This window comes from Sulfobacillus thermotolerans, assembly GCF_039623705.1.
Classification (GTDB): Bacteria; Bacillota; Sulfobacillia; order Sulfobacillales; family Sulfobacillaceae; genus Sulfobacillus; species Sulfobacillus thermotolerans.
In genome coordinates, this window is sequence record NZ_CP133983.1 from 1,341,368 (window position 1) to 1,360,025 (window position 18,658).

Genomic DNA, 18,658 nt, shown 5'->3' on the forward strand with positions numbered 1-18,658 from the left:
TCACTTTCCGTCCTCCTCAGCGACATTTAACAGGACTATTCTTCGTAAGTCGGTAGGTGCGGCTCTTTGATGCAGAGCTGTTTACTCAAGGAGGAACGCTGGATTTAAAAATGGATCTGTCATTAAGATTAGAGACTTTGGACGTCCACGATATCAATAGCTTAGTTCGATTGTCGGCCGCGGTAGGTTGGGATTATGATGTCGCCGAAATTGGCACGCTTTTGGCCGTTGGCCGCGTGTTTGGTCACAAAACGGCCGCAGGTGAGCTCGTATCCAGTGCTGCTGTCGCGTCGTATGCACCGGACATGGCTCACATGGGGATGGTGATAGTCCATCCAGACTTTCGGCGAGGCGGTTTGGGCAAAGACGTCACCGCCGCCGCTTTGGGCGTGATGACGATTGGAAGCTGCGTGTCGCTTGTGTCTACGCCAGAGGGTCTGTCTTTATACGAAAAAATGGGATTTGAGGTCGTAAGCGTGGTTCACAAGTATGTTCGGAGCCAGGGATTGAGTGGATATGCGGACAAGCCTATAGACCAAGGAAATGTGGTTAGCCTACGCTTGGACGACATCGAACGTGTAAACGCGTTGGACGTACAAGCCTTTGGGGTCGACCGCAGGGAATTTTTGCGTCACCGTGTGCGCCAAGCGTCGGCCGGATGGATGCTTGTGAACGACGCTCAAATCCAGGGCTATGCGCTTGGGATCAAGGGAGCTGCCAGCTGGATTCTGGGTCCCGTGGTCGCCAGAGACGACGGGGTCGCAACGCAGTTGACCGCACAAATCGCTCAGGCAACGATGGATGCCATGCGGATCGATGTGCCCGCTCAACACGCCGACTGGGCCGCTTGCGAACTGCCGCGGTGGGGTTTTGCCAAGGTCGCAGAACCTCCAGTTATGACTTATCACGGCCGTCCGCTACGGTTTGGAAAAGGTCTCTATGCTTTAGCAGCGCAAGTGTTCGGATAAGATTGTGCCGTGTCGGCCCAGCTAGAGTATCATATGTCAGGGGCAGGTGTTCCCGTACCGGTTATAGCTAATCTCTATAGATAAAGGCTGCAAATGCCCTTCTACCCGTGTTTCTATGACTTTTGCCGGCGTCTTAGGCTTCGTGCTCGCCATAGGTACGCTCATCACGTTATTTCACCGAGCGCTCGTCGCATGCTGCGCGATGGTTTGTGCATACGAGCCAGGGTAGACTGAGAATTTGTGACGTAATTTCCGTCGCACCGGTTCCTCATAGTGGTAATAGATCAGGGCACTTAGGGCAACAGCCGTCATCAAGACCAAGCCATCTTGCCACAACGGGCCATGATAGTGATACAAGTTAAATTTTTGCAATGTGCGCATGACTAAACGATGAATCATGTAAAAAGCAAAACTCCAATTGCCGAGGCGAACAAGGGCAGCGTGCGAGAAGACCCGAGACATCACCCCTTTTTGGTGCGCAAATATCCATAACAGAATAGCCCAGCCTGGCAGATACAAGGCACTAAAGCGCAAGGATTGTTCCGTATAGGGTCCTATGGCAATCGTGCCGACAACAAGCAAGAGACCGGCAACTTCCAAGGTGGTCCATGGCAGATGTGTTCCTGGACGATTCCACGCAATGCGGTCAAACACGAGGGCGGCGCCCATGCCGATGAAAAAGTCCACGAGGCGCGTTCCGGGAAAAATGTAGGCAATCCAACTCTGCCATGACGAATGATATGGAATCAATAGGGCCACTAGACTGCCCCATAAGATGGCCATCCCCAACACAACGTGCCGAGCGTGCCAATGTCGCCCCAAGGTATTCCACCACTGCATGAGCCAAGGAAATATCGCGTAGAAGGTTGCTTCATCCGACAGACTCCATGCCACTCCATCAAAAGAAAACGCAATCGCCAAGTACGGAATGTAGCTTTGAATGAGCGCGAGATTGGCCAATCCTACACCAATCCATGTTGCCAGATTTCCATAGGCGTGTATCGGGGTGAGTGGGATCGACCAGAGAAAGGCTAAGGCGTACACGGGATAAATACGGGCAAACCGAGCCCAATAGAATTGTCGGCGGGCCTCGGAAGAGGGATGGCGGAAGCGATGAACATAATTATAGGTCAGAATGAATCCCGATAATGTGTAAAAGAATGAAACGCCTACGTAGCCGGTTTGGTATTCGCGCAAAAACCCGATATGCCATAAAAAGACGAACATAACCGCTAAGAATCGGAATGAGGTTAAGGGGGCTAGTGATTGTCGTGTCAGGATGATTTTCCTCCTCTTTTATGGTTAGGATTTTTCCTTACTGGTCCGCCTTGCCAAAGGCCTAGGACAAGAACACCACATCGTGAGGTAAGGTTTTGGGTTTTCAAGGGGCGAAAAAAAGAGGTAGCGGTGAGTCTTTCGTTCTTGGACATGAACGTTTCATGCATTCATGGGTATGTTGCTTGATCGAGATCTCTCGAGTTGTCCGTAGCCATAGTGTGTGGGTTAAGTGTTGCGAAAATGTTTCGATATGGGTGCCAATGCAATATGGGGATTCACGAGGAAGGAAGACAAGGAACCTGCTGGCTTGTGCATTTGGTTCAAAGGGTTTTTAAGGATAGTGCACAAAATCCAAAGGATTTTCATGAGCGCAATGGAATAGAGTCCATAGAGAATGAGATCCTTCTTCTTCAGCCATGTCTCAAACTGGCAGGGACCCAAATACAAATCATGGGCGTCCTTTTGCTAAACAATCTGCCCTAGTATATGAGCATTTACGCTTCATATCAACGTTGAGAAAAGAGGCGAGCCATGGAACGGAACCCAAACCAAATGGACCTGGATCAACAACATTTAGAGCAGTTTGGATACAAACAAGAGTTGCAGCGTACCTTGAAGTTTTTTTCAAACTTCGGTGTCGCGTTCACCTACCTGTCACCGGTAGTCGGATTCTATTCACTGTTTGGATTTGGGCTTCAGACGGGGGGGCCCGCGTTCTTTTGGGGCATTCCTCTGGTTGTGGTGGGGCAGTTGATGGTCGTTTTGATTTTTTCGGAGCTGGCTGCAAAATATCCCCTGGCGGGCGCTTTGTACCAATGGGCGCGCCGGTTGATGGGAGGCGGGTATGGATGGTTTGTGGGATGGTTCTATGGTTGGGCGTTGCTCATCACCATTACGGCCGTTGACTACGGTGGGGCTCCTTACATTGCGTCGGCTTTGGGGATTAGTGGCACCCAGTCGCAACTGATTGTCATTACCCTAGTGATGGTCGTGATTCAGACCCTGATCAATATGCTGGGCATTACCCGGTTGTCCATTTTGATTAATATCGGCGTGGCAATGGAAGTTTTGGGGACGCTAGGTATCGGTTTGATTTTATTGTTCTATTCCCATCAACCCATTACGATTGTCAATACCACAATGGGTGTTCAGGGCCATCATAGTTATTGGCCCGTATTCTTCCTGGCTTTGCTCTTTTCAGGCTTCATCTTTTATGGATTTGAGTCGGCGGCAGACGTTGCGGAGGAAGTGATTGATCCGCGGCGCCGCGTGCCTAAAGCGATGATTTGGGCTTTGCTCGTGGGAGGGGCCACGACGATGTTTGCGGTGTTTGCTTTTTTGCATGCGACCCCGAATATGGCGTTGGCCATGAATGCGGCCAAAACGCCCAATCCTGTGACCTACATTCTGTCCGCGACGGTCGGAGTGACCTTTTCTAAAATATTTTTGTGGGTGGTGATTGTCGCCTTTTTGTCATGCGGCGCGGCTGTGGAGGCTGCCGCGACTCGGGTCTTTTATTCTTACGCGAGGGACCAGGTCATCCCCTTTCACCGTTTCTTAAGCTACGTATCGCCTAAATACCACACCCCTATAAATGCTCTTTGGGTATCGGCGATTATTGCCTTGTTGCTGAGCCTTTCCGCGCGGTTCGAGTCCATTTTGACGAGTTTTGCTGTAGTTGGTATTTATCTCGCGTTCCAAATGATTATGCTAGGTGCCTTAATCGCCCGGAGTCGTGGCGTCAAGGCTGACAACCTTTTCACCTTGCGGGGATGGGCCTGGCCCATCAATATTTTGGCATTAATTTACGGCATCGGGATGATTGTCAATTTAGCGCGCCCCACGACGCCATCTGCTCCCTGGTATATTGATTACGAGGTGATATTAGCTACGTCGGTGATCAGTGTCGCCGGGTTTATGGTCTATTACCTGTCGCCCGCCGCTCATCAAGCGCGCCATTTGAATAAAGAGTCCGTGATATCGGTCGACTCCGGACAATCAGGAGGCTTTTAATGAGTTGGATGGTCGCAGCTGGGCGCAAAACTGCATGAGGGAGAGTGAGAATTGGAACATCCCATGTGGGCAAAGGATATACGGTATCGTACAAATCCTGACCGGGTTAAAAATCGCGGCAGGTTGCATCAGATTATCCAAGACGTGATCCAACACCGGCGTGTATCCGATTGGGTTGCCATCCTTGAGGATCATGGCGTGCCGGCCGGACCGGTGCGCACAGTGCCCGAGGCTGTGGCCTGGCGAGAAAGTTTACCCCATTCGCCCATCAGCGTCCTTGAGGGAGTCCCACAAATCGCATTGCCGTGGGATTTTTCGGACACGCAGTCACTGCCTAGGACACGTCCACCGCAGTTGGGGGAGCATACCGAAGAGGTGTGGATGCTCTATCATTCCTTGCGCGAAGGGCCGTAACATTGGAGGAATAATTCCCCTTGACCAGTAGGACCAATTTTAATAGGCAAGACCTTATAAGGGAGAAAAGCTTGGTAGCGGATAGGACAAAGACGGAGGGTCAGTGTTGGCGGAAAAACATATTCTGACCGACGGCATCCTCAATGACCATGCTGAGCTCTACATGATTGAGGTGCGAGGAGTACGCGGATGGGAGACCATTGGTGATGTGGCTCTTGCCCCTGATATGCTGCCTATTGTTATTGGCGAAGCGGAGTGTTTGAGCGAATGACAGGCTTTTGGGGTACTGCTATGGTTTGCTTCAACGGTGTTTGAGCGAATGGGCTTTGACTGGGTTGCTTCAGGTGTAGACGACCAAGGACGACCTTGGGTCCGATATCAAAGGCGGTTATGAGAGTTCTGCCTCCCATTCATATTAAGAGCAGACCGATGGCCATCGGTCTGAAAGAACAATGGCAGATGGGGATGTTTCGTAGGTTTTCAATGGATAAGGAGAAATGGAAGGACTCTTAGGTGCGCGTTGTGATGGGAGTTCCCGGTTACAGAACGAACAATTGATAACCATCCCACCGCCGTTTTCGTAATATTCAGATCGGCTGTTCGAGAGATGTATGGCGGTGAAGACATAGTGTGGGAGCTATGTGTTACGCAAGTGTTTTAAGGCATTTGAACAGAAATCGTCGAGAAGAATGACAGATCCTTACATGGCAAAGAAGTCGGAATCCGACTCTTCGAGATTTGCTATTGGTGTGAACATAGTGTTTCAACTGGAAAAATCAAGATTGGAAATCAAGTACCCTGTTTTACTCCAGCCGAGAGACTAAGGAGATAGCCGTGCCAATTTGGAAGACACCGGGATCCGGGAGGGTACTAATGATACCATCAACCAAAAGTTCTTCTAATATATTCTAATTACCTGTATTAAAATCACAAGATTCGATGTAAAAGCAATTGAAATACATATTGGGCAAAATGACTAGGAATACCATAACTAGCTTGCTACTATCGTGGATAATCACAATTCAAAAGAGGTGGGGGACGTGCCAAAGGTCGATGGAGTAGTTGATGATGGTGTGTTGTCTACTTTGAAAACACTGGTGCAGCGCGCTGGGGTTGATGATCTCGAGATTCGCCTTGAAATCAACGAAACAACCCAGATTGATACGCTTAATGACCAGGTCCAACACAAAACACACACATTCGATGTGGGAGGCAATGTGCGCGTTCTCGTCAAAGGGACATACGGGTTTGTTCATTTTGATGGATGGGAACATCTTGAACGCCACGTGGAGGAAGCTATATTGCTAGCTACATGGAATCCACAAGAGAATTTGATGTCTTATCTTCCCACGCCCTCTCCTATCCAGATGATACAACGACTACAGGTTCGAGAAAATCCACTATCTGTTTCGATTGAAGATAAAGAGGCCATTCTAAAGCAGTATTCCGATATTGCGCATCGTGCTCATCCTACGGTCAAATCCGTGATGGGGCGTTATTTTGACAGATATCGCCATTTATGGTTTGTGAATAACCACGGCACTGCCATTGAGCAGGAGAAATTAGATTTGGGCGGTAATATTGTCGTAGTGGCTCGTGATCGACAAGGAGTTGCTCAGCGGGGCGTGTCCTTTGGATCATCCAACGACTTTGGTGTAACAAGAGATTTGGGGGACGCGGTTCATGAGGCGGCACTGACTGCAGCTAGTTTGCTCGATGCGCCTGAGATAGTTGGGGGGGACTATCCTGTAGTTGTTGATCCGCAATTGGCCGGCGTATTTGCTCATGAGGCTTTTGGTCATCTGAGCGAGGCGGACGGTCAAGTTGGAGATGCAGGATTGTTGGAGCAAATGTATCTAGGACGGCAATTTGGCCCGAGGACCTTACACATTTACGATACGGGTCGGGACGTTGGTAGTCGGGGATATCTGCCCGTTGATGACGAAGGTGTTGCGGCACAAGACGTTGATCTTATCCGCGATGGGATTCTTGTCGGACGCCTTCACTCCCGTGAAACGGCTGCACGGATGGGAGAACCCGTGACTGGGAATGCGCGAGCCCTGCACTATCGCTTTCCTCCGATTGTCCGTATGCGCAATACCGTGATTGCCGCAGGTGATACAGCATTCGATGACTTGTTTCAAGGGATTACCAAGGGTATCTATGCTAAAGGCAGTTTAGGAGGACAAACCAATGGGGAACTGTTTACATTCCTCGCTGCAGAAGCCTATTTGATTGAGGATGGACACATAACACGACCTCTGCGAAATGCGGTCTTAACTGGCAATGTGTTCAGCACGCTCGCGAATATTACGGCAGTGGGCAGTGATTTTACTCGCTACGAGTCGGGTGGAGGGTGCGGCAAAGGGGGGCAGATGCCTCTTCCAGTCAGTCACCATGCTCCGTCACTGCGAATTGAGCACTGTTTAGTCGGAGGACGTGGCCAATGATGAATTTCAAGATAAAATCAGCGGCGATTGAAGATCTGCGTTGGAATTCCGATGATTTAGGGCAGGCGCTAGAGTATACCAGAAAGACATGGGCTATGACTTGGCAACGAGGACAAACTGCGACCGTTCGACATGGTTCCGAGCATATGCGTACCGTACGCGTCATAAGGAATGGCCGACTGGGGTTAGCCGAATCCCGTACAGACGACTGGGAAGACTTGCTAAAGAACGCGCGTTCCTCTTCTCTTGACGGTATGGAAACGACGATGGACGTAGCGGACCTTCCGCATCAGACAGATCTTCCTCAATCGCAGTGGGATGCAAGAATGATTCCTGTGATGGGTCAAGTAGTACAAGAAGTCTACGCTAGTCTTCAAGAACTGCACCCAACATTTCGTCCTTCAGTCACCGTTTCGTATCACGAACTCCTTACGCAATCTGTAACATCCCTTGGTGGGAGGGTTGCATGGATGCGTGGTTACTGGGAAGTATCAGCGGGTGGACGGCAGGTCGACGGGACTGATTTTCACAGTATATCAAGCGTCCGAATAGGTGCGCAGAACATTCCGGTGATAGAAGACCTTTTGGCCGAACTCCATGAGCGGTTCCAATGGGGTTCCAAAATGAGGGTCATCGAAAGCGGGCGATATCCTGTACTATTTCTTCAACCTATTGTAATGGCGCTACTCAATCCTGTGATAGCTAGACTATCTGGCCCGGCTCTATTGGCTGGCACTTCACCATGGGATAATCAGAAAGGTCAGCAGATTCTTTCGCCTTTGCTAAGTCTCGTGAGTGACGCCCGGATAAAAGATGGACCGCGGACAGCGCCATATGATGATGAAGGCACACCTTCTAGCACATGCCCTCTCGTCGATAAGGGAGTTTTACAGAATTTTATTCTGGATCGCGACGCTTCTAGTCGTTTAGGACATAAACCACGCGGCTTTGGCTACCGGAGTACATTGCAGGGGCCTATCCAGTCATTGCCATCCAATGTATCAATAGAGACTGGGCAAGCGACATTGGAACAATTGTTGCGCAGACATCCCACGGTATTAGTTCTCAACGGCTGGATTGGAGGTCGGCCAACTAATCCGATGCGGGGAGACATAGCAGGAAATGCTAGCGATTTGTACTGCGTAGAGAATGGGGAGTTCACAGGGCGCGTCAAACATGCCGTTGTGAGTGTTAATGCGTTCGACGCTCTCGGTCGACAGTTGCAGGAGGTAGGAGCAGATGCTCAATGGGTGCCTCAAGGCATGATGCAAGGGGCTCCGGGTTATCTTCCTCCCCTCCTTATCGAAGATGTCGATGTCACTCTTAAGCACTAAATGGGATCACCGAATACTACGGTGGCTTATGGTCAACGATGCAGTAATCACCGAATTTATTGAATTAATTGAGGAGGCTACTCATGAAAGTATTCCGTCGTCGCATGGCACCTATTATTTTAGTTTCTAGTGTGAGCCTTGGATTATTATCCATGACAGGGTGCGGTAGTTCAACAACAAGTACGCCAGCCGCGACTGTTAATAAGCCGGAGCATGGTGGCACAATTATTCAGGCGTTAGGTCCTCTTGTTGCTATTAACTGGTATTTGCCATTGAGACCGGTGGCCTATAACAGTTTGTACGATGCATGGGCTGCGAGCCTTATGTATAAAGGATTGTTTCATATTGCTCCAAACGGCACCATCGATTTTGGGCGTAGTATAGCCAGTGCCATTACATGGAACAAAGAGGGAACGGTCTACACGGTTAAAATGAATCCAAAGTGGAAATGGTCTAACGGATCACCAGTGACCGCAGAGGATGTTCAATTTACGTGGAATTTGATTAAAGCCGCGAGTGCCCCCACTGCTCCTGCCCCATGGCCATATGCTGGCGCAGATTCTGGGGGGGTGCCGCAGTTAATAAAAAGTTTTCAGGTGTTGGGCACTCACGAATTTCAAATTACACTTACCAATCCTGTTAACCAGACATGGTTTGAATACAACGGGTTGGGTGACTTTATACCGTTACCCGAACAGGCGTGGAATCGCTACCCCAATAATATTAACCTAGAATTGAGTTATTTGGCGAGTAACGGGAATAATGTTAACTTTTTTAAAGTGATAGATGGGCCGTTCCGTCTTACCAGTGCTGTGCAAAATGTATCGTGGACCTTTACACCGAATAAGCACTATGATGGCCATTTACCCTATGTGAACAAGTTTGTGCTAGCTTATCAAACCTCAGAGACGTCTGAAGTAAATGCGTTAAAGACTGGCGGTGTCCAGGTTGGCTATCTACCCCTTTCTATGTATAGTGTGCGTAGTCAATTGCCTCACGATACTCTTAATACCTCATATAGTTACAGTATAGATAGGACAATCTTGAACTTTAAGAGTCCGCAAGTGGGAAATATTTTCCGTTCTTTGCCTGTTCGCCAGGCAATGCAAATGGGTATCGACCAAACGGCCATCATTCAGTCTCTATATAATGGCATGGGCGTTCCGGGAACCGGTCCCGTTCCCTTACACCCTAGGACATTTTTGGCACCGCAACTCATTAAGCCAATCTATTCCTATGATCCAGAAAAGGGCAAGCAGCTTTTGGAGAAAAATGGGTGGCATCTAGTACACGGTATCATGACCAACAACGCGGGCCAGCAGTTGTCCTTCAATATGCAATATGACTCTGGGAGTAGCACGGTTTTGGCTATGGTTCAAATTATGCAGCAGGATTGGGCCAAAGAGGGCATCCACGTATCATTGAGCCCTTTGCCTTTTGCTTCGATGTTGCAATATCATCACCAGCCCACAAAATGGGAGATCCAAACGGGTCTTGGATGGAGTTATGGAGGAAGTTATCCGACAGGAGGCGGCATGTACTCTACGGGCGGAGGATACAACTTTTACGGGTACTCTAATAGTAAGATGAACTCATTGATTGCTGCAACTCACTCACCGCAACCGAGCCCTGCTGACTCCCAGAAGGCATTAGATGCGTATCAAATGTTTGCTGCTCAGCAGTTGCCAAACCTTTGGATGCCAGTTCCCCAGGGCCTTGGAGAGATAGAGAATAACATTCATGGAGTACGGTCCTCTGCAAATAACTTCACAGATGCGATTTCACCACAGTATTGGTGGGTAAGCCAATAATAGACTGTGACGGAAAGATGGCGGAAAGTGGAACAAAGAGGGTGATGTGACATGATCGACACCGATTCAATTCGAGATGCATCGCCGGAACTGGAATCTTTTGATTTCATGCCGGCTATGCGTTCTTCCGGTACGCGATTTCGTAAAGTGTTTTGGCACCATCCGCTCGCACGGCTGGGTATGGTTGGCCTTACTTTATTGCTTGGTTTTTCGTTTTTGGGGCCCATGCTCTATCGAGCTAGCCCATACACGTTGCATTTAACCGCGATATTAAAACCTCCCTCTTTGGACTTTCCCCTTGGTACTAATAATTTAGGACGCAATATGCTAGCTCGTCTTATGCTGGGGGGCCAAACGTCTCTTGAGGTGGGATTTGTTGCCGCTTTTTCGGCAATGGCGATAGGAGTGGCGTATGGGTTGGTAGCTGGATTCACGGGAGGTTGGGTGGACGCGCTGATGATGCGTGTTGTTGACCTATTAAGAGCTATACCCGGATTATTTTTGTTAATATTTTTGGATGCTTTGGTAACTCCTAGTCCAGAATTACTCATTCTTTTAATCGCATTTACGTCGTGGCATGGAGTGAGTCGGCTGGTGCGGGCGGAGGTTTTGTCGTTAAAAGAACGCCTCTTTGTAGAGTCGTCACGAGCCCTTGGTGCTGGTTCCCTGCACATTGCACTTAAGCATTTATTGCCAAACATCATGGGAACTGTGATCGTGGCGACTACGTTTATGGTTGCAGATGCGGTTTTGGTGATTGCCAGTTTGAGCTTTTTGGGGATGGGGTTGCCACCACCTATTCCCAATTGGGGGGCGATGTTAGCGGACTCCATGGCGTATCTTCCTCAGCATGCGTGGTGGTTAATTTATCCGCCGGGACTTGCGGTTCTGTGGACGATTCTCTCCATAAGTTTTATCGGAGATGGATTGAGGGCAGCCCTTGATGCCCGTATGAGTTTGGATGCTGCGGGAGGTAACGAACAATGATGAAGTTTGCTCTGCACCGTCTCATGCAAGCCATTCCGACTCTTATTCTGTTATCAATTGTCAGTTTTGTGCTCATTCATGTGGTTCCGGGCGGCCCTGCAGTGATGATGTTGGGCGATAAGGCGACGCCTGCACTTATCGCTCAAATTAACCGATCTTTAGGTCTCAATAAACCCTTATGGGTTCAATATCTGATATGGGTAGGTCAGTTGCTTCGCGGCAATTTAGGGTATGCCTATTCTTATCACCAGTCTGTTGCGAGTCTTATTGCGGTCAATCTTCCACGTACTTTGATACTTGTGGTAACAGCCATTGCCATTTCTCATATATTGGCAATTGTTATTGGTAGTTATCAGGCTGCACATCGGGGAGAGAAGATCGATCATGTGTTGAAACCATGTGCAAGATATAAGACACCACAGTCGCATGAGAAAGAAGCGGATTATATAATCCCTCAGCCGGAAACCACCCTAAATCAATAGCGAAAATTGAAACCATAAGTACGCCTAACCAAAACGTCGGCATCGCATAAAGAAAATACAAGATCGCGGTCTGTATTCTCGGATCTACTACAGCATAGAGTAAGTCAGCCAAGAGGTTACCGAGAATTGCACTGCGGTCGAAAACGGAACCAAGGGACAGTAAGACGACTCATACGGCAAGTTGGGCAAATCTGTTGTGATTGCGACAATGTAGAGGAGACGGTAACGTAAAGATTGCAGTATAATACTAGCATTGATTCTCGTACCGATATGAAACGAGAATATCTCTTTTCATCTTTCGCCACTCAGAGAATTGCGATGGGCTTTGCATGTGCTGGCTAATCCAAACCATCATGGAGTTTTTCTTCGGTGGGCACTAGGTGTTCGAAAAAGGTTAGGTTCTGCGTTCATCACGAAATTGGAGCGGGTTTCTCCTTTTTTGTTGATTGGACTGGATACTCCTGGAGAGCCGTTACTGGGCGTGGGGCAAAATATAAGTTTTCAGCAAGAGTGGGAAAGTTATATGGCGCTGTCGGGCGACCATTGGCAGGAACTCTTCAACCATTTCAAAGAGCGTTGGACAGGTGCGTTTGACCGTCGCATGGCTCGTCACTCCGAGTGGGAAGGCTGGGCAGAAATGGTGCGGCCAGACTGGTGGAGCCGTTGGGAGAGGTCTCAAGATCCATGGTGGCGCGATATTGGCATGCTTATGCAGGAATTTTGGGAGCGAGAATTTAGTGCTGTTTGGACACAAATTTACTCTGAGATGCAACAGGATGTAAAAATGAGACTTCTTTCGGTTAAAGATGCTCCCGCCACCTGGTGGAAATCCATATCTCCCCGGATTCGCTATGATTGTGATGATGGGATTATTCGTATAATGATCCCATGGAACATCGAGATGACATTATCGAATAGTATTCAGATTGAGATGTTTCCTAGCGTATTTTGTTGGCCGCATTTATGGGTTGAACAGTTGGAGTCTAGATTAAGTATTACCTATCAATCACAATCTATTATAAATTGGGCAAGTCCAATTGCGACCTCAGAGCGATTGCCGCAATTGTTGGAGATAATGAGCGAGCCCGTTCGCTTTCTCATTCTTCGGCATCTCTTTGGGACGATGGGCACGACTAGTTCGATTGCCCATGTTTTGCGGTTGAGTCCTAGTACAGTCTCGCGTCATTTAAATCTCTTGCATGCTAACGGACTCGTTAATCGCATTGTTATGGGGCACTATGTTCTATATCAAACTAATCGTCAGTTTTTCATATCATTTGTCCATGAAATGGAACAATTTGATCGGCCTCCTGTACCCGCCTTTTTAGGGTGGGACAATTACTAAGAAATTATATCAAGGAGCGTTTTTATGAACAGTTGCCAGTAAGCGTTAGTCAGGAAATTACTTCTCGCTCTTGTGGGTACCGCATATATTCGCGCTCATGCATGATGTGCCATAAGTGATCGACCGTGTCCCAAATATCGGTGTATGTGGTGTACAGTGGAGACGGCGCCAAGCGGATAACTTCCGGCGGCCGGTAGTCGGGGATGACCTGACGGTCTTTGAGAGCTTTGCAGATACGAACGGCTTCGGGGTGTGCCAGGGCGACGTGTCCACCGCGTTGCGTCTCCTCTTGAGGCGTTACCACCCGTACATTAAAATCTTTGAGGCGCGCGGTGGCCAATTCCATGAGATAGTGCGTGAGTTGCACGGATTTGGCGCGGATGATATCGATGGTTGTTTCCGAATACATTTCTAACGACCCGATGAGGGGCGCAAGGCTAAGAAGATGTGGCGTGCCGATTTGAAAGGCCCCGGCATCAGGGGCGGGAATCAACTGGTGGGCCATATCAAACTGCACTGTTTTATCCGAGCTAAACCATCCGGCAAGCCCAGGGCGTATGCCGTGGTGGCGTTCTGCGACGTACAGTGCAGCGACACTGCCGGGACCTCCGTTTAAATATTTGTAGGTGCACCAAAACGCAAAACACCCCACTCGACACCCCAAAGCCAATTATGATATGGCGTTCATGCGCAGCCTCCGTTAACTTGGGTATATCGAGCAATTGTCCGCTGACGAAAAGAACCGAGGGCAATAAAACGAGCGCGACGTCAGGTGTCATGGCGTCGATAATGTCATCTTCGGACAACGTAAAGCCATCATGGCTGGGCACTTGCACTAACGCCTCATCAGGGGAGAGACCGTGCAGCAATAAGTGGCTGGATATCGCATAGATGTCCGACGGGAAGGCCAGCGCATCAGCTAAAATTTTTCGGCGTTCGCCATGAGGGCGATAAAAGGTGGCCAGCAGTTGATGCAAATTTACGGTGGTAGATCCCGTGACGATGACTTCGTGGGGCTGTGCCCCTACTAGGGGCGCCATCATATGTCCGAGGTGTTCAGACAGGTCAAACCAGCGGTAAGATCCGGTCGACCACCCATCAATGCCGTAGGTCCGCCAACTGTCCAAGATGGCGAGTAAAGAGGCTTCTGCACGGCGGGACAAGAGACCTAATGAGTTGCCGTCTAGATAAAGACATTGTGAAGCCATGGGAAACTCGTCACGGAACTGCGTTAGGGGCGCGGCACGGTCCAGTGATTCCGCAAAAGCCCGGCTTAAAGGAAACGCTGACATCTTATCACCTCAAAAGTATCCCGCCGCTTCTTAACCTCAGTCGTGACACACCATGCTTTGGACGGGAAAGTTGGTTCCATTGTATCTTAAAGCCTTCGAAAGGGGGACTGCTTGTCACTGAGCGTCTGTGAAAAAAGGCTGTAGCCTTTTCAGGCAGGGAAGTAAAGGCTGGCACGGCATTTTTCGACGCCATGAAGCAGGCCTTCAAAGGCCTGCCGTCGATAGAATTTTGAGCTTAATGATGGAAAGAAGACTTACTGGCGTGTGGGGACAAGGTAGCGCCAAAGCATGGCGCCTTTCTCTGCAAAAGAAGATTGCTGCCCCGTGAAATGCGGGTCGTGACGCGGATCACGACATGAGCAACCCTAGTTTGATTTCTACTCGTAAGACGCAATGCATCATTATGACGATTATGCCTTATAGACCTAAAAGGTCACCATTTCGAATGGACACCATGTGCTTGTCCGCTGGCTCAGAGATCTGGAGTTTTGGTGCAATCCAGACCATGATAGGCATATTGATCCCCCAAGAGTGCCCTGGTGAACTGACAGTAGCCGGGCCGGCAGGCGACCGTTATCTGTCTAAGCGCCTCAGAATCTGCTGCGAGGATCTGAGGAACAAGGGTGGTACCGCGCCACGACGTCCCTTACGCCAGGGGCGTTATTTTATTTAGGAGGGTGATTATGGATTACCGACCGACGCTGCAATTGCCGAAAACGTCATTTCCAATGAAAGGCAATTTGCCCGCGAAAGAACCTGAGTGGCTCGCCGCATGGGCGGCGCAAGGGTTATATCAAGCGCAACGTGAACAAAGGGCGCATGACGAAAAGTTTGTGTTGCATGATGGGCCGCCTTATGCCAACGGCGATATTCACACGGGAACGGCCTTAAATAAAATCCTCAAGGATATGATAAATCGTTACTGGACCTTAGCCGGTTACGATGTGGCGTACGTGCCCGGGTGGGATACGCACGGACTGCCTATTGAAATGCGAGCGTTAAAGCAATTGGGAGTTTCTCAGCACCAGATTGATCCTGTGGCACTGCGCAAGGAATGTGCGGCGGTGGCCCGGCACTATATTGGGCTCATGACCCAAGAGTTTCAGCGGTTGGGGATTTTGGGGGACTGGGAGCATCCGTATATCACGATGAGTCCTGAATATGAGGGCGCGGAGTTGGAAGTATTTGCAGCAATGGTGGAAAAGGGATTAATTTACCGGGACTTAAAGCCGGTTTATTGGTGCCCGCATTGTGAAACGGCCCTGGCCGAAGGCGAGATTGAATACCATAATCACCGGTCGCGCGCGATTTATGTGGCATTTCCCGTTAAAGAGAGTAGGGGCCTATTGCCAGCAGAAACGCGCGCGGTGATTTGGACCACGACCCCGTGGACCATCCCGGCAAACGTGGCCATTGCCTTGCATCCTGACATTTTGTATCACGTTGTGGAGACCAAGGAATTTGGCGCCTTATTGGTCGCCGTGGATTTGACGGAAACTCTCGCGCAGAAAATGGGATGGACGATTGTGGGCACTTATGGCCCTTGGCCCGGGCGGGAACTGGAAGGTGTTATAACCACCCATCCCTATTTAGGGCATGATGTCCCTTTGATTTTAGGTGATCACGTCACCAGTGAAAGTGGAACCGGTTTAGTGCACACGGCACCAGGACACGGGATGGAAGACTTTGAGGCAGGGCGTCAGTATCACTTGTCTGTTGTGCAGCCATTGAACGACCAAGGAATCTATGTAGACGGCACGCCGCTTGTCGCGGGCTTATTCTACCAAGATGCCAATGCGGTGGTCATTGACAAACTTCAAGAGGTGGGAGCCCTGCTACTCGAGGAGCCGTTAGAGCATCAATACGCCCATTGCTGGCGGTGCAAAAATCCCGTTATTTTCCGGGCGACTCAGCAGTGGTTCATGTCCATTGACCGGGTCCGGGAAAAGCTGACGGAAGCTACTTATTCCGTCAAGTGGGATCCCGAGTGGGGTGGGGACCGAATGCGGCAGATGGTGGAAAATCGCCAGGATTGGTGTCTCTCCCGCCAACGGGTCTGGGGCGTACCCATTCCCGCCTTTTACTGCCAGTCCTGTCATACGGCCGTTCTCGATGCTCCGCTCATTCGCCATATCGCGGGTATTATTAGCCAAGAAGGTGCCGATTCGTGGTGGCAGCAAGGTCCCGAGCACTTTTTGCCTGAAGACTATAAATGTCCTGAATGCGGCAGCCGTGATTTAGTGCAAGAACATGACATTTTTGACGTGTGGTTGGACTCGGGTTCGAGCCAAGCTGCGGTCTTAGCGGGACACCGCCATTTGAAATGGCCAGCTGACTTGGTCCTAGAAGGCAACGATCAATATCGTGGGTGGTTCAATAGTTTGTTAACGACCGCCGTGGCCGCAAAAGATCAAGCGCCTTATCACATGGTTTTGACCCACGGCATGGTTGTTTACCAGCGATGAAGTGTATCAGTACGCGCCCAAAGAGGTCGATGCGCCTATGTCCGTGCATTTGCTGCGGTGGCCTGATGTGTGGGCGGTTGGCTATACACCCGAAGAAGATGAGCGCATGACACGGATGCTACGATACCGAGAAGTGGTGTTAAAAGCCCTAGAACGCGTCCGCGCCGACAAAACCATCGGTAATGCGTTAGAAGGCGTCGTCACGTTGACGATCCCCGTGTCTGACCCGCCATTTACGAAGGAAGACCGGGCCTTGTTGACCGAAATGACGATGGCTGCTGACATTGTGGCCCATGTTGGTGAAACGTTGGAGGCCCAGGCGGAACGCACGACGTGGCAGCGTTGTGAAAGATGTTGGCGGTACACGCCCGATGTTGGAACCCATGAGGAATATCCCGATCTTTGCGAGCGCTGCCATGATGTGTTGCAGGTGATGCTTTGATGTCCAAGCGAGCAGCTGGGGTTTGGGTTATTGCCGCGATCATTCTCGTGGCTGATTTACTGATTCAAGACCATATTGCCAGGACGATGGTGCCGGGGCAAAGTATTCCCGTCTTGCCGCCGGTGCTTTCGTGGACCTACATTCTAAACAATGGGGCGGCTTTTAGTTTGTTGAGAGGGGGGACCCCCCTCTTTATTCTTGTTGCGTTCGCGTTGTTAGTTGCCATCGTCGTATACACCGTGAGACATCCCGATCTGCCAGGACCCATGATGGTTGCTTTGGGCCTGCTAGCGGGGGGATCGGCCGGAAATTTGTGGGACCGCATCATATCCGGACGCGTTGTGGATTATATCCATGTCATTGATTGGCCCGTCTTTAATCTGGCCGATTCTGCGATTGTGGTGGGGATGGCACTTGGCGTCTACTACTACTGGAGGCAAGACAAACGTGGAGAGTCTTGAAACAGGGCAGCGGGTTGAGGCCCATGAAGCGGGTCAACGGTTGGACCGACTGCTCATGATATGGAATCCGCGTCATTCCCGCACGTTTTGGCAACGCCAGATTAAGGATGGCCGCGTAGCCGTCAACGGGCAAAAAGCCAAAGCCAGTTATGTGGTGGAAGCGGGCGACTGGGTGCAGATTGAGGCCTTGTCAGCCGAACCGGCACCGGTGCCGTGGAATGCGGCAAGGGCGGTCGACGAAACCGGGGTCATCTACCGTGACGACGCGATTATCGTGCTGAATAAGCCCAAAGGGCTGGTGGTGCATCCCAGTCATGGCCACGAAGATGACAGCGTTGTCCACCGTTTGGCCCCGTTATTAGGTACGGGCGGCGAAGACTTTCGGCCTGGGGTGGTGCACCGACTAGACCGCGATACGACGGGACTGATGGTACTGGCGCGCACCGAAGAGATTCGCAGCCGCTTATCGGTGATGATTCAAGAACGGGTTGTTCACCGGGATTATATTGCGGTCATCACGGGCACATTGCCTGAACCCGCCGGCGTCATTGATGCGCCCATTGGCCGAGACCCTGCCAACCGCCTAAGAATGGCGGTGGCCTATGGGGGGCGCGTAGCGCGCACCCATTACCGGACGCTCGCGGCATGGGACAAGGTAAGTTTGGTTCAGCTAAGATTGGAGACAGGGCGAACGCATCAAATCCGGGTGCATTTAGCCAGCGTCGGCCATCCGGTGGTGGGAGATCCGCTCTATTCGCGCGCAAAGGGGACTTTTACCTCGCAGCTTTTGCATGCGGTGCGCCTATCGTTCCCGCATCCTGTCTCTGGCCAGCCCTTATGTTTTACCCAAATGCCGCCAACTGTGTTATAGAGAAGGCCTTACGCAAAAGGAAAATTTTTTCAAAACAGAGAGAGT

17 protein-coding genes are annotated in these 18,658 nt (G+C 50.3%); 14 read left to right on the forward strand and 3 right to left on the reverse strand.

Features of this window, described 5'->3' with window-relative positions; genetic code table 11:
• The first annotated feature begins 56 nt into the window (after positions 1 to 56).
• Positions 57 to 968, forward strand: coding sequence for a GNAT family N-acetyltransferase (locus tag ORD20_RS06830; RefSeq protein ID WP_242968617.1), 912 nt, complete (start codon positions 57 to 59; stop codon positions 966 to 968).
• A gap of 174 nt (positions 969 to 1,142) precedes the next feature.
• Here ORD20_RS06830 and ORD20_RS06835 read toward each other — a convergent pair whose 3' ends face one another.
• Entirely contained in the window at positions 1,143 to 2,252 is a 1,110-nt protein-coding gene (locus ORD20_RS06835; RefSeq protein ID WP_430626690.1) for an acyltransferase family protein, read from the reverse strand.
• Positions 2,253 to 2,777: 525 nt separating this feature from the next.
• On the opposite strand from ORD20_RS06835, the gene ORD20_RS06840 reads away from it, so the two are divergent.
• The 9 genes from ORD20_RS06840 to ORD20_RS06880 all read left to right on the forward strand — a co-directional run bounded on the left by ORD20_RS06840 (position 2,778) and on the right by ORD20_RS06880 (position 13,082).
• A complete protein-coding gene (locus ORD20_RS06840) occupies positions 2,778 to 4,259 on the forward strand; it encodes an amino acid permease (RefSeq protein ID WP_103376403.1) in 1,482 nt (493 codons plus the stop codon).
• Between the two features lie 51 nt (positions 4,260 to 4,310).
• Positions 4,311 to 4,673, forward strand: coding sequence for a CoA transferase (locus tag ORD20_RS06845; protein ID WP_430626625.1), 363 nt, complete (start codon positions 4,311 to 4,313; stop codon positions 4,671 to 4,673).
• 106 nt (positions 4,674 to 4,779) lie between these two features.
• Positions 4,780 to 4,944: a hypothetical protein gene (locus tag ORD20_RS06850; protein WP_430626626.1), complete on the forward strand. Its 165-nt coding sequence runs from the start codon at positions 4,780 to 4,782 to the stop codon at positions 4,942 to 4,944.
• Between the two features lie 769 nt (positions 4,945 to 5,713).
• Positions 5,714 to 7,123, forward strand: a complete 1,410-nt coding sequence (locus ORD20_RS06855; protein ID WP_103376401.1) for a TldD/PmbA family protein — start codon at positions 5,714 to 5,716, stop codon at positions 7,121 to 7,123.
• The gene (locus tag ORD20_RS06860) at positions 7,120 to 8,457 is read left to right on the forward strand and encodes a metallopeptidase TldD-related protein (RefSeq protein ID WP_103376400.1); all 1,338 of its coding nucleotides are present in this window, start codon (positions 7,120 to 7,122) and stop codon (positions 8,455 to 8,457) included. The genes ORD20_RS06855 and ORD20_RS06860 overlap by 4 nt, the downstream gene beginning before the upstream one ends.
• Before the next feature lie 83 nt (positions 8,458 to 8,540).
• Positions 8,541 to 10,268, forward strand: a complete 1,728-nt coding sequence (locus ORD20_RS06865) for a peptide ABC transporter substrate-binding protein (RefSeq protein ID WP_103376399.1) — start codon at positions 8,541 to 8,543, stop codon at positions 10,266 to 10,268.
• Positions 10,269 to 10,319: 51 nt separating this feature from the next.
• On the forward strand, positions 10,320 to 11,255 hold the full coding sequence (locus ORD20_RS06870) for an ABC transporter permease (protein ID WP_242968615.1): 936 nt from the start codon (positions 10,320 to 10,322) through the stop codon (positions 11,253 to 11,255).
• The gene (locus tag ORD20_RS06875) at positions 11,252 to 11,737 is read left to right on the forward strand and encodes an ABC transporter permease (protein ID WP_207654689.1); all 486 of its coding nucleotides are present in this window, start codon (positions 11,252 to 11,254) and stop codon (positions 11,735 to 11,737) included. The genes ORD20_RS06870 and ORD20_RS06875 overlap by 4 nt, the downstream gene beginning before the upstream one ends.
• Before the next feature lie 283 nt (positions 11,738 to 12,020).
• Positions 12,021 to 13,082, forward strand: coding sequence for an ArsR/SmtB family transcription factor (locus tag ORD20_RS06880; protein ID WP_255398172.1), 1,062 nt, complete (start codon positions 12,021 to 12,023; stop codon positions 13,080 to 13,082).
• A 49-nt stretch (positions 13,083 to 13,131) separates the two neighbouring features.
• Here the strand turns inward: ORD20_RS06880 and ORD20_RS06885 are convergent, their stop codons facing one another.
• Both ORD20_RS06885 and ORD20_RS06890 read right to left on the reverse strand, forming a co-directional pair.
• Positions 13,132 to 13,599: a hypothetical protein gene (locus ORD20_RS06885; RefSeq protein WP_430626627.1), complete on the reverse strand. Its 468-nt coding sequence runs from the start codon at positions 13,597 to 13,599 to the stop codon at positions 13,132 to 13,134.
• A gap of 13 nt (positions 13,600 to 13,612) precedes the next feature.
• Positions 13,613 to 14,374 (reverse strand): hypothetical protein, encoded by a 762-nt coding sequence (locus tag ORD20_RS06890; RefSeq protein ID WP_430626628.1) that lies wholly within the window; start codon positions 14,372 to 14,374, stop codon positions 13,613 to 13,615.
• A 683-nt stretch (positions 14,375 to 15,057) separates the two neighbouring features.
• Between ORD20_RS06890 and ileS the strand changes: the two genes are divergently transcribed.
• Genes ileS through ORD20_RS06910 form a run of 4 tightly spaced genes read left to right on the forward strand, consistent with a single transcriptional unit; the run spans position 15,058 to position 18,613 of the window.
• On the forward strand, positions 15,058 to 16,839 hold the full coding sequence (ileS, locus tag ORD20_RS06895) for an isoleucine--tRNA ligase (RefSeq protein ID WP_430626629.1): 1,782 nt from the start codon (positions 15,058 to 15,060) through the stop codon (positions 16,837 to 16,839).
• Positions 16,840 to 16,876: 37 nt separating this feature from the next.
• Positions 16,877 to 17,281, forward strand: a complete 405-nt coding sequence (locus ORD20_RS06900) for a zinc finger domain-containing protein (protein WP_430626630.1) — start codon at positions 16,877 to 16,879, stop codon at positions 17,279 to 17,281.
• Positions 17,281 to 17,742 (forward strand): signal peptidase II, encoded by a 462-nt coding sequence (gene lspA, locus ORD20_RS06905; RefSeq protein ID WP_103376394.1) that lies wholly within the window; start codon positions 17,281 to 17,283, stop codon positions 17,740 to 17,742. Before ORD20_RS06900 ends, lspA begins: the two co-directional genes overlap by 1 nt.
• Positions 17,729 to 18,613: an RluA family pseudouridine synthase gene (locus ORD20_RS06910; protein WP_430626631.1), complete on the forward strand. Its 885-nt coding sequence runs from the start codon at positions 17,729 to 17,731 to the stop codon at positions 18,611 to 18,613. The genes lspA and ORD20_RS06910 overlap by 14 nt, the downstream gene beginning before the upstream one ends.
• Positions 18,614 to 18,658: the final 45 nt, after the last annotated feature.

Excerpts from the sequence above, each read along its gene's own strand:
- lspA (WP_103376394.1), top strand. The coding sequence starts at position 17,281 with ATGTCCAAGCGAGCAGCTGGGGTTTGGGTTATTGCCGCGATCATTCTC.
- ORD20_RS06875 (WP_207654689.1), top strand. The coding sequence starts at position 11,252 with ATGATGAAGTTTGCTCTGCACCGTCTCATGCAAGCCATTCCGACTCTT.
- ORD20_RS06890 (WP_430626628.1), bottom strand. The coding sequence starts at position 14,374 with ATGTCAGCGTTTCCTTTAAGCCGGGCTTTTGCGGAATCACTGGACCGT.
- ORD20_RS06840 (WP_103376403.1), top strand. The coding sequence starts at position 2,778 with ATGGAACGGAACCCAAACCAAATGGACCTGGATCAACAACATTTAGAG.
- ileS (WP_430626629.1), top strand. The coding sequence starts at position 15,058 with ATGGATTACCGACCGACGCTGCAATTGCCGAAAACGTCATTTCCAATG.
- ORD20_RS06860 (WP_103376400.1), top strand. The coding sequence starts at position 7,120 with ATGATGAATTTCAAGATAAAATCAGCGGCGATTGAAGATCTGCGTTGG.
- ORD20_RS06865 (WP_103376399.1), top strand. The coding sequence starts at position 8,541 with ATGAAAGTATTCCGTCGTCGCATGGCACCTATTATTTTAGTTTCTAGT.
- ORD20_RS06870 (WP_242968615.1), top strand. The coding sequence starts at position 10,320 with ATGATCGACACCGATTCAATTCGAGATGCATCGCCGGAACTGGAATCT.
- ORD20_RS06900 (WP_430626630.1), top strand. The coding sequence starts at position 16,877 with ATGTCCGTGCATTTGCTGCGGTGGCCTGATGTGTGGGCGGTTGGCTAT.